The organism is Chelativorans salis (assembly GCF_025336525.1).
Classification (GTDB): Bacteria; Pseudomonadota; Alphaproteobacteria; order Rhizobiales; family Rhizobiaceae; genus Chelativorans; species Chelativorans salis.
The window spans coordinates 199,707-215,309 of the sequence record NZ_JAOCZP010000004.1 but is presented as its reverse complement, the minus strand read 5'-3'; the positions used below and the strand labels follow the sequence as shown (position 1 = coordinate 215,309).

General features: G+C 60.9%; 14 protein-coding genes. 6 read left to right on the top strand and 8 right to left on the bottom strand.

Annotated features, from left to right (window positions below; genetic code table 11):
• Nucleotide 1: 1 nt before the first annotated feature.
• The 6 genes from N5A92_RS14740 (at nt 2) to N5A92_RS14715 (ending at nt 7,378) form a co-directional block, all read left to right on the top strand.
• Entirely contained in the window at nt 2-910 is a 909-nt protein-coding gene (locus tag N5A92_RS14740) for an N-formylglutamate amidohydrolase (protein ID WP_260904078.1), read from the top strand.
• A gap of 529 nt (nt 911-1,439) precedes the next feature.
• A complete protein-coding gene (locus tag N5A92_RS14735; protein ID WP_260904076.1) occupies nt 1,440-2,723 on the top strand; it encodes a hypothetical protein in 1,284 nt (427 codons plus the stop codon).
• A 655-nt stretch (nt 2,724-3,378) separates the two neighbouring features.
• Nucleotides 3,379-4,707, top strand: coding sequence for a nucleoside 2-deoxyribosyltransferase (locus N5A92_RS14730; protein ID WP_260904075.1), 1,329 nt, complete (start codon nt 3,379-3,381; stop codon nt 4,705-4,707).
• Nucleotides 4,704-5,327, top strand: a complete 624-nt coding sequence (locus N5A92_RS14725) for a 7-cyano-7-deazaguanine synthase (protein WP_260904074.1) — start codon at nt 4,704-4,706, stop codon at nt 5,325-5,327. Before N5A92_RS14730 ends, N5A92_RS14725 begins: the two co-directional genes overlap by 4 nt.
• Nucleotides 5,327-5,989 carry an HhH-GDP family DNA glycosylase gene (locus tag N5A92_RS14720; RefSeq protein ID WP_260904072.1) on the top strand — a complete coding sequence of 221 codons (663 nt, stop codon included), beginning with the start codon at nt 5,327-5,329 and terminating at the stop codon, nt 5,987-5,989. The genes N5A92_RS14725 and N5A92_RS14720 overlap by 1 nt, the downstream gene beginning before the upstream one ends.
• A 30-nt stretch (nt 5,990-6,019) precedes the next feature.
• The gene (locus N5A92_RS14715) at nt 6,020-7,378 is read left to right on the top strand and encodes an anti-phage deoxyguanosine triphosphatase (protein WP_260904693.1); all 1,359 of its coding nucleotides are present in this window, start codon (nt 6,020-6,022) and stop codon (nt 7,376-7,378) included.
• A 445-nt stretch (nt 7,379-7,823) separates the two neighbouring features.
• On the opposite strand, the gene N5A92_RS14710 is transcribed toward N5A92_RS14715, so the two are convergent.
• The 8 genes from N5A92_RS14710 to N5A92_RS14675 all read right to left on the bottom strand — a co-directional run bounded on the left by N5A92_RS14710 (nt 7,824) and on the right by N5A92_RS14675 (nt 15,500).
• Entirely contained in the window at nt 7,824-9,116 is a 1,293-nt protein-coding gene (locus tag N5A92_RS14710; protein ID WP_260904069.1) for a tyrosine-type recombinase/integrase, read from the bottom strand.
• 430 nt (nt 9,117-9,546) lie between these two features.
• Nucleotides 9,547-10,398: a c-type cytochrome gene (locus tag N5A92_RS14705; RefSeq protein WP_260904067.1), complete on the bottom strand. Its 852-nt coding sequence runs from the start codon at nt 10,396-10,398 to the stop codon at nt 9,547-9,549.
• A complete protein-coding gene (locus N5A92_RS14700; RefSeq protein ID WP_260904065.1) occupies nt 10,395-10,781 on the bottom strand; it encodes a c-type cytochrome in 387 nt (128 codons plus the stop codon). The genes N5A92_RS14705 and N5A92_RS14700 overlap by 4 nt, the downstream gene beginning before the upstream one ends.
• Entirely contained in the window at nt 10,778-11,713 is a 936-nt protein-coding gene (locus tag N5A92_RS14695) for a cytochrome c oxidase assembly protein (RefSeq protein WP_260904062.1), read from the bottom strand. Before N5A92_RS14695 ends, N5A92_RS14700 begins: the two co-directional genes overlap by 4 nt.
• Nucleotides 11,713-12,099, bottom strand: a complete 387-nt coding sequence (locus tag N5A92_RS14690) for a hypothetical protein (RefSeq protein ID WP_260904060.1) — start codon at nt 12,097-12,099, stop codon at nt 11,713-11,715. Before N5A92_RS14690 ends, N5A92_RS14695 begins: the two co-directional genes overlap by 1 nt.
• 16 nt (nt 12,100-12,115) lie before the next feature.
• A complete protein-coding gene (locus N5A92_RS14685) occupies nt 12,116-12,718 on the bottom strand; it encodes a cytochrome c oxidase subunit 3 (RefSeq protein WP_260904058.1) in 603 nt (200 codons plus the stop codon).
• Nucleotides 12,719-12,720: 2 nt separating this feature from the next.
• On the bottom strand, nt 12,721-14,634 hold the full coding sequence (gene ctaD, locus N5A92_RS14680; protein WP_260904056.1) for a cytochrome c oxidase subunit I: 1,914 nt from the start codon (nt 14,632-14,634) through the stop codon (nt 12,721-12,723).
• The gene (locus N5A92_RS14675; protein WP_260904055.1) at nt 14,631-15,500 is read right to left on the bottom strand and encodes a cytochrome c oxidase subunit II; all 870 of its coding nucleotides are present in this window, start codon (nt 15,498-15,500) and stop codon (nt 14,631-14,633) included. Before N5A92_RS14675 ends, ctaD begins: the two co-directional genes overlap by 4 nt.
• Between the last annotated feature and the right edge of the window lie 103 nt (nt 15,501-15,603).

Below are 15,603 nucleotides of genomic sequence, written 5' to 3'. Positions count from 1 at the left end.
GATGAGCAGGACGCATCGCGAGTTGGGCCCTTCTGCCAGGGAAACACTGCAGGAGATGACCGTGCGGCGACACGACCCTGCAGGATCAAGCACGCCGGTGGTCTTTGATTCCCCCCATAGCGGCGCGGTCTATCCGCCGGATTTCCGGCCGGCCGTGCCGCTCCACCTCCTCCAGGGCGGCGAGGATCGCTTCGTCGACGAACTCGTCGCCGACGCGCCGCGACATGGAGCGGTGCTCGTCATCGCCCGTTTTGCCCGGACCTACATCGATCCCAATAGGACGCTCGTCGATCTCGACGAGGAACTGCTCGAAGAGCCCTGGCCGGGTCCGGTGAGCCCGAGCGATCATACCAAGCGCGGAGTCGGCCTGATCTTCCGCGAAATCGGAGACAAAGTACCGATTTATGATCGGCTTCTCAGTATCGCGGAGGTGCAGCGCCGCATCGATCTGTGCTGGCGGCCCTATCACGAGGTGCTGGATGCCGCGCTCGACGAGGCGCACCGATGCTGGGGAGCGGCATGGCACGTCAATTGCCACTCGATGACCGGCTTCGGCAATGCTTTGTCGCCCGACCCCGGCCGGGCTCGGCCCGCCTTCGTTCTCGGCGACCGTGACGGCACCTCTTGCGCGCCCGAGTTCACAGCCTTTGTGGCATCCGTGCTCGAGGAGATGGACTATAGCGTCGCCATCAACGATCCCTACGAGGGCGCGGAACTGGTCTGGCGGCATGGCCGACCGACGGAAGGGCGGCACAGCCTGCAGATCGAAATCAACCGCGACCTCTATATGGATCCAAGCACCCTGGAGAAGAACGACGGCTTCCCGGCGCTACGCGCCAGTCTCGGGCGTCTTGCAGACCGCATCTGCCGCTATGCACGCGATGCCGCGCCTAGCGACCCGGCCTTCTAGGCGTTCTGTGTGCTAAAGTCGCTAGGCGCGCACGGCGTTGTAGGCGATGGCGCTGATCCGCTTGCCGGCGGTATCAGCGAGAAGAGAGGTCGGGGGGAGAGCACGAGATATCAGGCGCCGCCATGGAGAAAGAAGGCGGGCGTGGCGGCTGCAAAGACTACGATGCCCTCGATATGTAGGAGCATCAGCGCCTCGCCTGTCACATAGGCCATACCCTATTTCGGCCGAGGGCCTCTTGCAAAGCGTTTGACTAGAGAAGAGGTGGACCCGCGCCAAAAACCTTCGAGAACACGAGGGAGCACGCCAATTCTTGGTGAGTTTCTGGTGAGTTTGAGGCATGGTGAGGCATGTATGTTCCTGCCAAGTTTTGATTCTGTTGGCGCGTCGCACCGGGTGAAGATGACAACTATATCTACGCCATAGCCCTCTAAAATCGGCATCAAAAAAGGACAGAATCCCACTCAAAAGACGGGATCAATGAGTGTACCTGCAATGCGATATCGGTTGTGACGGAGTTGAAATATTCGCTATGCAGGTGACGCGCCTTGAGCTTTATAAACGGGTCTGCGAGAGGCCACTTAGCAAAGTCGCACCGGAGCTCGGAATTTCCGGCACGGCACTCGCCGCTATCTGCAAACGATACCAAGTGCCTTATCCCGGATCGGGGTACTGGACCCGCAAGTCCCTAGGACTTCCGGCAGAGTTACCGACCTTGCCAGAAGCGTCCGATGAGACCATCGATATCCTGCCGCCAGTCGTCAAACCGCGCAAAAGGCGAACAATGGAGGAAGGAGCCGCGCGCAAGCCAAAGCTCGTTGCGAGAACTCGCCGTCCGGTTCGTCACCCGTTGCTTTTTGGTGCAGAAGAACATTTACGGAGAACACGGGAGGTCAAGAACGGCGAGTTCCTCAGGCCCTACAAAAGGATTCTGCCGGACCTGATTTCATCAGAAGCCGCGCTGCCGCGTGCTCTCTCCATCGCCAACGCTCTATATCTTGCGCTTGACGAGCGAGGATACCGAGTTCAGATCGCGCCAGCTGCCGACAATCTGCTGCGCATTCATGTCAGGGAACAAGAGGTCGAGCGAAAGGATCGCAAATACGGTCGCTACCACTCAGGAAGCATTTGGGCTCCTGACAGGCCGACTGTTTTTTATATCGACATGGTGCCAGTAGCGCTCGCCATCACCGAGATGACAGAGCGCGTGACGATGCGCTATTTCAATGGCGACTATCATCGTGAGGACAGCAAGCTCATACGCTCAGCCAAATCTTGGCAACTGACGCACTCGTGGACAACCGAGCAGGATATGCCGTCCGGGCGTTTTCGGATCGTTGCCTACTCACCAAAGAAGGGCGTCAACTGGTCTCGCAACTGGCAGGAAACGGAGCAGCAGTCGCTTGAGCGTCTGATCCCAGAAATTGTCGAGACGCTAGGTGCGTCCAAAGTTGATCTGCAACGCCTTATGGAGGCCGAAGAAGCGGCGGAGGAGCAGAGGAAAAAAGAGCAAAAAGAGCGGTGGGAGCGCTACGAAAGGGAGGAAGATGCGCGAAAGGCGGCCCAGGCTCTCGCCGACAGCCGGCAGCAGCTGGCCGAGATCATCGAGAAGTGGGGAAAAGCGATGACCGTAGAGCGCTTCTTCGCGGACGCAACAGAGCGCCTGAAGAGCGCGGATGACACACGTCGGCAGCGTCTGGAAGAGCGCCTGGCGCTCGCCAGAGCAATAATGGGAAGCGTTGATCCGCTAGATTTCATTGAAAGCTGGCTCGCCCCGGAGGAGAGACACCGTTCGAAATTTTCTAGGGGATCATAAGCTCGATAGAACACTCGCAGCGCGCACATTCGGATCAGAGCTTTCGACGGCAGCAACGTAGCTGTTTTTCCGCCAGTCCGGTTTCAGCAGAATTCGGCGGCTGTCTGCCGTTCAGCCAGCGGCCAGAAATAATCCGCGGAATGCCATAGAAGAAAATGAGCGGATGGAGAATGGGCTCGAGCCTGCTAAATTCGTGAGCAGATAGTGTGCATTTTGTATATGAATACTTGATATGGCCGCTCAGCTGTAGGTAGTCTAGCCCGATATTTACGGGGGGGGAATCATGGGTAGCAGTGGATCGGGAAATTTTAGCGATTATTCTGGCAAGCCGAAAACGACATCAGGCAGCGGATCGTCCGGTGGGTCCAGCGGCTCAGATAAATGTGGAGAGGCGTTCTCTGCGAGTCTCGAGGACGTTGCCAGCCATGATTTCTATGTGAATAACGGTTTTGCGCCTGCGGTTGGAACCCAGCTTACAATTGAGCTCAGGGGCCGAGTTGTAGCTGTTGCAGGTACGGTTTCGGTTGGCTCACTACCAACCCGGCTCAACTATCTTGCACGTTGCTTGCAAGATGGTTTCACCTACACGGGTATTGTGACGGTATCCTCAAACGGCAGCAGCCCCCAAGTCCAAGCTGATTTTGTGGCTGGCTAGATGCCAGAGACAATTCCGGTACTAATCGGCGAAGTCACGGTTGACTTCACGATGCCGACGCGCACGACCGACGCAAAAGTAAGGCTTGGCGGCGTGGCACATGCAGCTCGCGGCCTATGGGCTAGTGGGCGAGACTACTCCGTGGGAGCATTCTGCCCGGCGTACTTGGTCGAACAAGCAAGGAATTACCTTGCCCAGCACGGCTGTCAGGAATTTGTCCTCCTCGGGGAGGTAACCGGTGCGCCCAACGTTATCGCGATTGCTGATGTAAAAGAGGTGGGACACCAAGGTTACGAAGACATTCTACGCGACGAAAGGAGAGTTGTTCCAAGTTGCGACCACGTCGATTTGAGCCGGTTTGACCCTGTCGTTATCTTCCCAGGCCGCTACGACTTGGGGGAAGTGTTCAAACAACTCAAGCCAGGGGCTCGCGTCACCATCGATGCAGCCTACGATGTGGACGGCGCGGATGTTCTCCGTTCGCTTACGGGTCGGATAGACTCCGTTGTAATCTCGACCTCCTCGATCTTGTTCTCGAAGCTTGCATCGAGCGATGTTGCTCCGTTGCTAGATTTAGCAAAGTGCATTGGCGCAAAGCAGCTACTTCTGAAAGAAAATCGTGGCGGCAGTAGGCTATTCGATCTTGGCACCGGCGCCATCGAGTATATTACCGCCACACTAGATGTAACCATGAATTCAGTTGGTGTCGGAGACGCCTTCACCGCCGTATTTGGTACTTTCGACGGTAGCGCCCGAGATGCCGCTTGGCGGGGCATGCAAGTTGCGACGGTCTATTCTCAGACTACGTGGCCGGATGATCTTCAACGCGACATCGAGCGAGAACTCCGGATACCTATCGAGGTTGTCCGCGGTCTGGGCGGCGTCACCCTGCCGTGGCATGTGCGTCCGGGTCTGCAAATTTACCTGGCCGCACCAGATTTCTCATACGCAGATCATATAGAGATCAACGCCGCCGTAGCTGCATTGGAATACCATAACTTTCGAGTCAGAAGGCCGGTTAAGGAAAACGGCGAGGCCAAACGCGAAGCGCCCGTCGAGTCCCTTTCACCTTACTACTTTAGTGACGTGCAGTTGCTTCGAGAATGTGCAGCGGTCTTCGCAATACCCATCGAACGCGACCCAGGAACTTTGGTCGAGATCGGCCTTGCAATCGAAATGGGAAAGCCAGTCGTTACCTTCGATCCTCGTAGCGAGAACCGGAACACAATGGTGGTTAGGGGAAGCACCGCTTATTCGTCCGATCTCGACGTCTGTTTGAACGGCACGTTTGACGCCTTATCGAAGCTTGAGAGGGGCGCCGATAGATGACCAAGAAAGTGATGCTTCTCGCATCTGGTGGCTTGGACTCTACGACCGTGGCCTTTGGGTTGCATGCGGAGGGAACGGATGTGAGCCCGCTGTTTTTTGACTACGGCCAACACTGTGTCGAGACTGAATGGAACCGGGTGAATGAAGTTCTGCCCGCAGATATGAAGCGTCCGGAGCGGGTCAACCTTTCAGATCTTTTTAGGGGATCAAAATCGCGACTGATTGTTGAGGCCGACCTCTGGAATGACAATGTTCGCGATGATGATCTGTACATCCCTTATCGAACCCTTCTGTTTTACGCCGCCGCCGCTGCAAAAGCGCAAACACTCGGTATCCTAGAAGTCTACACAGGCTTTATCAATAGCAACCATGCCAAGGAGATCGACTGCACCGCCGAGTTCATGAACAAGCTCGACGGACTCACCGACGCCATCGGACCGGTGCGATTCACGTCACCCTTTCGGTACTCATCAAAAACAGAAGTCGCCCAAGAGGCCATCCGCCTCGGAGTACCCGTCGGTAGGACATTCTCCTGCCAAGCATCGAGTAAACTTCCGTGCGGAGCTTGCCCAAACTGTGTTGAGCGCCTAGAGGCGCTTCGGCAAACGGGACTATTATAATGACTCCATCTCCACCGGATCGACTTGAGCTTTTGAAAGCGGCGCGCCGAGTGGCGGATTTCGCCTCATCGCAGGGCGTTCCTGCTACATATGCTGTGCGGCGCTCAACATATAAGCACGCTGGAGCTCTTCTCGCGGACGCCGTGCTGCAGGCAGGGCTTAGCTATCATTCGGTGGTCATGCCGCGCGTGGGGCGCATTCTAAAGGAGTTTCCTGATGCGGATCGCGTAAGTGCGCTCAGCAATCTCGTTGAGAAGGGCAGTACTGCGCATCTGCTCAACTGGCAGCATCGGACCAAGATAGAGCGCTTTGAGCGCCTCGTCTGCTTTCTGCATAGGGCAAAGGTGGACACCACAGACGACATGCGAACAGTGCTCAAGTCTGAGCCGTTCTGTGCCGACCTCCAATCATTGAATGGTGTAGGACCCAAGACAATCGACTACATGGCTTGTTTGGTAGGAATTGAGTCTATTGCTGTGGATCGCCATATCAGAAGCTTTGCTTTAAAATCGGGAGTTAATAACGACGCATATGACTTCTTAAAGAACGCGTTCTGTTTCGCAGCGGACCTACTTTCTATTTCTCGGCGAGAATTCGACGCGTGGGTGTGGTCCCGCGAGGCCAGCAGACAGTCGCCGCAGCTGAATTTCGTCTTCCAGTAGCACCTCTGGGAAAAGGACAACTTGAAGCCGATGATCTTCGACCCCAACGCCAATATCTGGGGAGCGCGTCGCGAGGGGTGGAAGCCGAGCACGTCCGACGCTCGCGATGCGGCCGCTACCGATTATGGGCGCATTATCCATTCGTCATCGTTCCGGCGCCTGCAAGGCAAGACCCAAATACTCAATCTCGGCGACTCTGACTTCTACCGGAACCGGCTTACACACTCGATCGAGGTGGCTCAGGTAGCGGGCGGAATCGCGCTCCAGCTGAAGAAGGACTTCCCCGACCACGAGGCCTCGCCGTGGATTCCTAATCTTACCATAATCCAAGCGATCGGCGCGACGCATGACCTCGGCCATCCCCCTTTCGGGCATGGCGGCGAGGTCGCGCTGCACTACGCCATGCGAGGCGATGGTGGGTTCGAGGGCAACGGCCAGACCCTGCGCATCCTCAGCCGGCTTGAGAAATTCTCGGCCAGCAATGGCGCCAATCTTTCCCGCCGATCTCTGCTTGGCGTGCTAAAATATCCGGCGCCGATGAGCGCGGTCCGCAGCACAGACGAAAAGTTGATGCCAGCGCTCCTAGGCGGCGCGTCGGTAGTGCGCCTCATCAACCGGAAGGCCTGCCGTCCGCCCAAGTGCTATCTCAACACCGAGTCGGATGTGGTGGACTGGCTGCTCGACCCTGTGCCTCGGGTCGAGCGGGACCTGTTCACGGCCTGGGAGCCGGTTGAAGGCGACCATGGCAAGACCAGGCACAAGTCGTTCGATTGTAGCATCATGGACCTCGCCGACGATATCGCCTTCGGTGTGCACGACCTCGAGGACGCACTAACCATGGGTCTCATGGACGCCGACGACCTCGCTTCCGCGTTGCCCGAGGAATCTTGCAGGAGTTTCCTCGACTACATCCAGACTCGCGAGGACTTCGGCAATGACGTCTATGCCGGCCTCGTTAAGGCCCTGAGTGACGATGCGACGCGCAAGCGAAACATTGGCAGGATGGTGACGCACCTCATCACCTCGGTCCGGATCAGGGTGGAGGAGGGCTTCGAGACGCCGCTGCTGCGGTATCGGGTCGATCTTCCCGAGCCGCAGCGCACCTTCCTCAACACTCTGAAGAAGGCGGTGAAGGAGAAAGTGATCAGGAGCGCCCGTGTCCAGCAGCTCGAATTCAAGGGCCAGAACATGGTGGTAGCCGTATTCGAGGCGCTGGCGACCGATCCGAAGTCACTGCTTCCAGAAAGCACCAAGGCTCGCTACGAGGCTGCCGACGAGAAGATGCGCGTGATCTGCGACCACGTTTCCGGAATGACCGACGGTTTCCTGCTGCGCACATACGAACGGCTCTTCAGCCCGCGCATGGGCTCGGTGTTTGACCGTATCTAACCGATCGGGTCGTCCGCACCTGCCGTTTGCGCGACCGCGAACCGAAATGAGGGCGCGCTCCTCCCATACCAAGCCCGACGCAATGTCCTCGTAACGACAATCATTCGACCGGAAGCGATTCGAAATCTTCCACCGCCAAACGCCGCCGTTTTTACGCTCTTCGGCGTGCCAGCCACCCTCTACAAGATGCAGAGGAATACGTTCGGCGGCTATAGCGTATTGTGGAGGGTAATCGGCGGCATTTGGCGCACCCGACACGAGTGTAACCTTTAGCCTCTGACTTCTGAGGTGCCGCTCTTGCTCTCACGCGGAATGAGCCGGTACCTTTCCGTCTGGCTCCGAAGAACTGTCGCGAGCCGATCCGCGGTATCTCGGTGGTATCCTCCAGTCAAAATAGAGTCTCTGACCCGTAGGCCGCCGTGCCAAGAATTGTCCCAAAACTCTCCTACACCGGAACCTGCACTAACATCTTCGAACGCATCAGCTTCATCTCACGAACAGACCCGACTTCTCCGCCATCCAGCAGTCGGGCGACCTCTGAGGCGACCTGATCGGCGGCGATTACAAGTGCAGTATCCAGATGCACATAGCGCTGCGTTACTCCGCGTGGCGCATGCCCGAGAAGGCCCGAAATCGTCAGCTCGCTGAAGCCGAGGGAGGCCGCGATGCTCGCGAAGGTATGCCGGAGCGTATGCGGGGTGACATCCTCCAATCCGGCTCGCGCGCATACCCGATCAAGCACGCGCACGACGCCGATAAAGTGGCCTTCACCCCAATCGGCCGGGAAGACAAAGGGTGAGGGACTGCGCTGCCCTTGGCTGAGCAGATGGGCAATTGCGGCATCGCCGGCGGCCCGCAATTGCGGCCCTGACTTCGTGTCCGGGAAGGCGACGCAGTTCCCCTCCGGCTCGATCCACTCCTTGCGCATGCCGAGTACCTCCATGCGCCGGAAACCGGTCAGCAGCATCGCCCGTATCGCGGCAAGGCCCGTCGGGTGCTCCCCCTCCCGCTCCATTTGCATCATGATCTTGCCGAGATGCCGGATTTCGCCGGCGCTGAGGCGGCGCTTGAGCTTCTCGGACGCGATCACGCGCACACCATTCGCCGGACTCTGTTCGATCAGCCCGAGCCGACGCGCATGGTTGAGCAGGCTACGCAGCGTGCTGATGGCGCGTGCCGCCACGCCCGCCCCGCCGGAGGTCTGCCCTCCACGGCCTGTGCGGCGGGTCCGCGCCGTCTTGCCCGCCGCGATATCGGCTTGCAGTCGCTCGATGTCGGCCAACCGCAGATGGCTCACGACACGCGTTCCGATCAGCGGCTTGATATGCTGCTCGATCCGGCTCCGGTCGCCGGCCACCGACGAAGCCTTGATCGGCCGCCTGTTCCGGCCGAGAAGCCGCCCTGCTTCCGCCTCCTCAAGATACCAGTCGCAGATTTGAGCCACGGTCATGCCTTCGCGGGCAGCGCGGCGCTCAGCTGAAGGATCGCCGCCGTCGACGACGGACGCGAGCTTTTTCCTGGCGAGGTCCCGCGCGAATTCGACGGTCAGCACACCATACTGGCCGATGACGAAACGCCGTGTGCGGCGCTCTGCGTTGCGGTACTGAATGAGGAAGGTCTTCGTTCCGGAGGGCTTCACGCGAACACCAAAGCCACGGACTTCGGTGTCCCATATGAACACGTCGCGCTCCTGGTCATGTTGCAGTGCATCAACAATTCTTTTGGTCAGTTTCGGCATGCCATTCTCCCTTCAAGCTGGATTCGTGATTTGAAATCAGCTGCATGGAAGCGAGGCGGCGGCCGCGCACGGGCCGATTTGCTTCCCCACGCAGGTGCAGCATGAGCGGGGAAGCAGGGGGGAAGCAGTTGGGAGGAAATCAGGGGTATTTCTAGCGTAGCCCCGGCGGCGCGCCTGTCAATGCAAGTACTTGACCGATCGCAGTTTTTCGCGCTATGGGATAAAAAAACCTGTTGTAGCGAAAATGGCTTGATCCAGTTGCCAAGGTTGGGGTCGAGGGTTCGAATCCCTTCGCCCGCTCCAATTTCCTCAATCAGTGCGTTAGCAGGTGTTTTCTGCTTTTGGCACCTTTCGTTGGCCATGCGAGCAGCTTGGCGCCGCGCATCAAAGCTCGTGCGGCCGGCTCTCCAACGGCCGGATGCGAGGGCGACTAGCGCATCTCGCGACCGGCGTCGTCCAAGGAATAGAGATAAGCCGCGATATCACGGGCATGCTTTTCCGTTACCCCAAGCTGCGGCATCGCCGTCAGCGGATCGACGCCCTGCGGATCGCGGATCCAGCGGATGAGGTTCTCTCGGCTGTTCGGCAGGACGCCGGCGATGTACTTGCGTTCCCGCATGCGCCTTAAGGGCGGGCCCACCCAGGCGTCCGGTCCGGTCACGCCGTCGATCGTGTGACAGGCGATGCAGCCATACTGGAGAAGCGCCACCCTGCCTGCCTCCGCATCGCCGGAAGCCTGGTCTGCTCCTTCGGCTTGGGTCGGTTCGGGCGGGTTCTGCTCGATCCCGGCCAGCTCGTAATACTGGGCGGGCGAGAGGTTCGGCACGGCGATCGAGAAGGCGACGATGTCCCATATCTCCTCGTCGGTGAGCTTGAAATCCCAACCCGGCATGCCGGTCATCTTCAGCCCGTGTTTCACAGTCCAGAAGATTTCCGCCGGACTCATCTCCCGCCCCGCCTGCATGATGGGCGGCGGCACAGGTGTCATGCCGAGCGAGAACCGGTCCGGCGCGACGCCGGGTGCGCCGTGGCACTGGGCACAACGCTCCCGATAAAGTCGCATGCCGGAGCGGAAGCGGTCGGGACCCGAAAGGTCGGGCGTCTCGATGTCGCGGGCACGCACCGCAATGGAACGTCTAAGCGCGGTCTGCAGCAGCCAGTAGACCGGAGGCGTATGCTGCCGGGTCGCAGCCACGTCGTAGACGCCGGAATAGACATAGACGGCAGCGCCCACGAGACTGAGGATCGTCAGCACCAGAAGGGTAGAAACAATCCTGGTCACCATCGTCCTCCCGTCCTGGTGTAGAGATAGGCGGCAATGTCCCGCGCCTCCTCCTCCGTCACGCCCAGTTCCGGCATTGCCGTCCGAGGGTCGACCTCCTGCGGATGCCTGATCCAGCGCACGAGGTCGTCGGGCGTATTGGGCAGGACGCCGGCGACATAGACGCGCCTCGCGTAGTTGCCGAGCGGCGGCCCGGCGGTAGCATCGGCGCCGGGGATGCCCGGGATCATGTGGCATGTGCCGCAGCCATAGCTGGCAATCGCGGCGGCGCCCGCCTGTGGATTGCCCTCCACCGCAGGCTGAGCATTGCGGGGGCCTTCGTCGCAGCCGGAGACGGCGACGAACAGCATGACGAACACCAGTGGGGCTCGCACTATGGTCACTTGCCGCCTCCCGCGCGATGCGCCAGCGGCTTCTGCCGGTCCGGCCGAAAGCCATCCTGCCCGATCAACCGCGCGCCGACGACGAGGCCGGCGATCAGATGCACCATCCCGCCCGGCACCCACATGATGAGACCGCCGAGCTGCTGATCCTCGATCGCTGTCAGACCCCAGTGCCCGGCGGTCTCCAGATAAGGCGCGTACCAGGCGGTCGGGGCGAAGGTCAGGAGCGCGCCGAGGAGGGAGGAATGAACGGCCGTGGTGAAGTTGGCGACGAGCGCAATCCCATCCTTCGCCCGCCCATGGCCCGCATCGAGAAATGCCCACCAGAACAGGAGGGCCGCCCCGAAGAAGGTAACGTGCTGCAGGGCGTGAACGTCATCCCTGAACGTCGCTGCCTCGAACAGGACGGGCGCGTGCCAGGCCCACAGGACGATGGCATAGGTGGCCCAGGCACCCAGCGAATGGGCGAACGGCCGCCGGGTCGCCAGCCACCAGGGGCTTGCGAGGAAGCGTCCGATCCGACGGCGCCCGCCCGGAGGAAAGGCCCAAAGAAATGCGGAAGCAGGCCGGCCGAGCACAACGAGCGGTGCGGCGACGAGCATGAGGATTTCGTGCTGCACCATGTGGGCGGAAAACAGCTCCTCCGCCCAATGGTCGAGCGGCGACAGGAGCGCCGCGGCGGCCGCCATCCAACCTCCGGCAAAGGCTGCAGCCTGCCATCTCCGGATGCCGGCGCCGGCCTTGGCGCGCGCCCACAGCCGGTGAAGACCCCGCGCATAGAGCCAGGCCGAGAGGGCAAGTGACGCCACGGTGAACGCCGTCCAGCCCCATGACGCGGTCTCGCGGACCGGATCGATCGCATGGGCGGCCGCGATATCCTGGGGCACCGCCGCACAGAGCAGAGCCCAGAAGCATATGCGCGCGAACGCCATCAGGTGGCCCTCGCGCAGGCGTCCAGCATGAGCACCGGGATCGTCTCCACCAGGATGCCGGTTCCTGATATTGCGCAGATCAGCACGCCCACCGTGGTCACGAACCGGGCGCGAGTTGCGGCCATTGTACGGTCGTCCCCGGCGCCCGCCGGGGCGGCGGACTGCCGCAACCGCCACGACACATAACCGGCTGTGATCGCCACTCCCAACGCCAGGAGGGTCACCAGAAAGATCGGCCACCTGGTGCCAGCTTCGCAGGCCCAGTAGGTCAGGCCATAGCTCATGTTCTGGTGGGCGGCCCAGGCGACCGGACCGAAGAGCCAGCCTTCCCATATGACCAGGGAGCCGATCCTCGTCTGCACGATGCTTTCGTTGTCGTTTCGCATGCGCGGTTCCCATTCGTTAAAGAACGCGCGGCGCCCAGCACAGGACCAGATAGAGCGGTATCCAGATGCCGGCGACGAAGTACCAGTAGAGCGTGTCCACCACCACCCCGAGCTGCCTCTCGCGCGTGAAGTATCCGATGCCGGCGAGGAACGCGACGACGGCGGTGCCGATGATGGCGGAGACCACGTGGACGAAGTGGAAGCCCATCATGGTCCAGACGATGGAGCCGTAGGGATGGCTGTTCCAGAGGAAGCCGAGGTCCGAAAGCTCAATCCCGCGCAGCACCAGGACGAGGCTGGCGAGCGCCACGCTGGCGCTGGTGCCAAGCGTCAGCACCAGCTTGTTTTCCCGATTGATGCCCCAGCCGGCCCAATACATCGTGCCGCTGCTGGTAACGAGCAGCACGAGGTTGATGGTCGGAAAGAGCAGGCCCGGCGGATCGACACCCGGCGGCGGCCACGCCTCGGCATCCATGCGTAGATAGAAGTAGCTCGCGATCAGCGAGGCCACCACCGTCGCCTCGATTGTGACGACGCCCAGAATGCCCCACCAGAGCGGGTGCGTCTTGTGTGCGAAGCGTGTCAACTCCCTTGCGTCGTAACCGGCGTGACTATGCATGGTCAGTCGTCCCTCCACGGCCGGCGTGGCCAGAACCACATTGTGAAAGTCGCGGCCGCGCCGAAGAAGCCGACGAGAAAGAAGCTCGGGTGGTAAAGGATGCCCAGGAAGCCGGTCGAGGCGGCCACGGCCGAGATGAACGGCCAGATGGTCGGCGCCGGCATCACGGCCACCGCATGCGGCTCGGCGTCGAGTACTGTCGTGACCAGCACCTCGCGCCGGTCGTCGCGCAGCCCCACGACCACGGGGCTCGACTCTTCACCGCGCCGATCCCAGAGCGGGTAGCGCCCGGAGACGATCGGTATATGGGCGTGGTTGTAGTTGGGCGGCGGCGAAGGGGTCGCCCATTCGAGCGTCGGCGAGCCCCAGGGGTCTTCGCCGGCCGGTGCGCCCCGCCATAGGCTCCACAGCGCGTTGAAGAGGCTGAGCAGGAAGCCTGCCGCCAGGATGAACGAGCCCATGGTCGCCAAAAGGTTCAGGTCTCCCCAGCCCAGCTCCTCGAGATAGGTGTAGATGCGCCGCGGCATACCCTGGAGCCCGAGCTGGTGCATCGGGAAGAAGGTGACGTTGAAGCCGATGAAGGCAAGCCAGAAGCTGATCTTGCCAAGGCGCTCGTCCATCATGCGACCGAACATCTTCGGGTACCAGTAGTACATGCCGCCGATCAGCGGGAAGACAGCGCCGCCGATCAGCACATAGTGGAAATGCGCCACGAGGAAGAACGTGTCGTGCACCTGCAGATCGAAGGGGATGACGGCCACCATCACGCCGGAAATCCCGCCGACGACGAAGATAACGAAGAAGCCGAGGACGTAGAGCAGCGGGGTGTCGAAGCGCATGCGCGCGCCCCACATGGAGGCGATCCAGCAGAATACCTGGATTCCTTGGGGAATGGCGATCATGGCGCTTGCAGCCATGAAGAAGCTCATCCCGAGCTGCGGCAGGCCGGTAGCGAACATGTGGTGCACCCACAGCCCGAAACCGATGAAGCCGGTGGCCACCAGCGACAGCACCAGTGCAGTGTAGCCGAAGATCGGGCGCTGCGTGAAAACCGGGATGATCGTCGAGATGATGCCGAGCGCCGGCATCAGGATGATGTAGACCTCTGGGTGGCCGAAGAACCAGAAAAGGTGCTGCCACAAGAGCGGCTGGCCACCTGTCTCCGGCGTGAAGATATGGGTGCCGATCTGGCGGTCCATGACCAAGAGGCTCGAAGCGGCGATGATAGCCGGCATGGCGAAGACGATCATGAAGGCCGTCACCAGTGCCGACCAGACGAACAGCGGCATACGGTTGAGCGACATGCCCGGCGCGCGCAGCTTCAGGATCGTGACGATCAGCTCCACCGCCGCCGTCAGTGCGGAGACCTCGATGAAGGTGATCATCGTCGTCCAAATGCCGACGCCCAGCCCTGGCGAATATTCGATGCCGGCAAGCGGCACGTAGTTGAACCAGCCCGCCGCCGGGGCGATGTTGAACAGCAGCGAGCCGAAGAAGACCGCGCCGCCGATCAAATAGACGTAGTACCCAAAGGCGTTGAGCCGCGGGAATGCCATGTCGCGCGTACCGACCATCATCGGCACAATGTAGATGGCGATGCCCTCCATCACCGGAATGGCGAACAGGAACATCATCGCCGTGCCGTGCACGGTGAAGAACTGGTTGTAGAGATCGGGCGAAAGGAAGTCGTTCTCCGGCCGCATGAGCTGGATGCGCATAAGCACCGCCAGCGCACCGGCGAGAAAGAAGAAAACGAAGGCGGTGAGGACGAAGCGCCGCCCGATGACGCGCTGGTTCACGGGCATGAACCAACCGATGAGCCCGCCTGGCGATTCCCAGGTGGAACTCAGGCGGTCGAGCTCCTCGGGCGTCCGGGTCACGATCTCGCCTTGGCGGGGGGGCTCAATCACGCTCATTCGAGGCTCCCCAGGAAGGCAAGCAGCGCCTGGAGGTCGGCCGGCTCCATCACCGTCGACGGCATCTTGTTGCCCGGTTTGATGCGCTGGGGATCGCTGATCCAGCCGCCGAGATGGCCTTTCGTGTTGGGGACCGTGGCTGCTGCCAACGTCCGTCGGCCTGCCAGATGCGTGAGGTCCGGCCCGATCTCTCCCACCTCCGACACGCTGCGGATTGTGTGGCAGCCCGCGCAGCCCTGCTCGAGGAAAACCTGCTGCCCCCGCCTCGTCTCATCACTGGAGGGCTCGGTGGCAGGTTCCGCCTGCAGTGAGAGCCACCGTTCGAATTCCTCCAGCGGTTCGGCCACGACGATGAAGCTCATAAGCGCGTGCTGCACGCCACAATATTCTGAGCATTGGCCGCGATAGACGCCGGCCCGCTCCGCCTCGATCCAGCTCTCGTTCACCTGGCCGGGAATGAGGTCTGTCTTGCCCTGGAGTTGCGGTGCCCAGAAGCTGTGGATCACGTTCTCCGATGTCAGCCGCAGGCGCACCGGCTGGCCAACGGGAATGTGCATTTCGTTTGCCGTCGTCGCAATCACCTCGCCGTCCCCGTCAAGATAGCGCAGCTCCCACCACCATAGGCGGCCGATCACCTCGACAATCGGGCCGCTCTGCGGCCGGGTTGCGATCTCCCGTCCCACCGAGACGCCGACGATCACCATCGCCATGATCACCAGCATCGGCGTGACGACACCGCCGGCGACGACCAGTAGGAAAGAGCCGCGGGAGGAAAGCGGACGTTCGGTGCCGCCCCACCCACGCCCGAGGCCGATAAACAGCGCGATCAGCACGCCGATCATTATGACGGTGCCGATGACAAGCATCCCCCACCACAAATTGGCGATGAGGGCTGCGCTACGGCTTGCCGGGTCGAGGCTGTTCTGGGCGCCGGAGCACCCCTGGAGGAGGATGGCTATGAACGCCGGA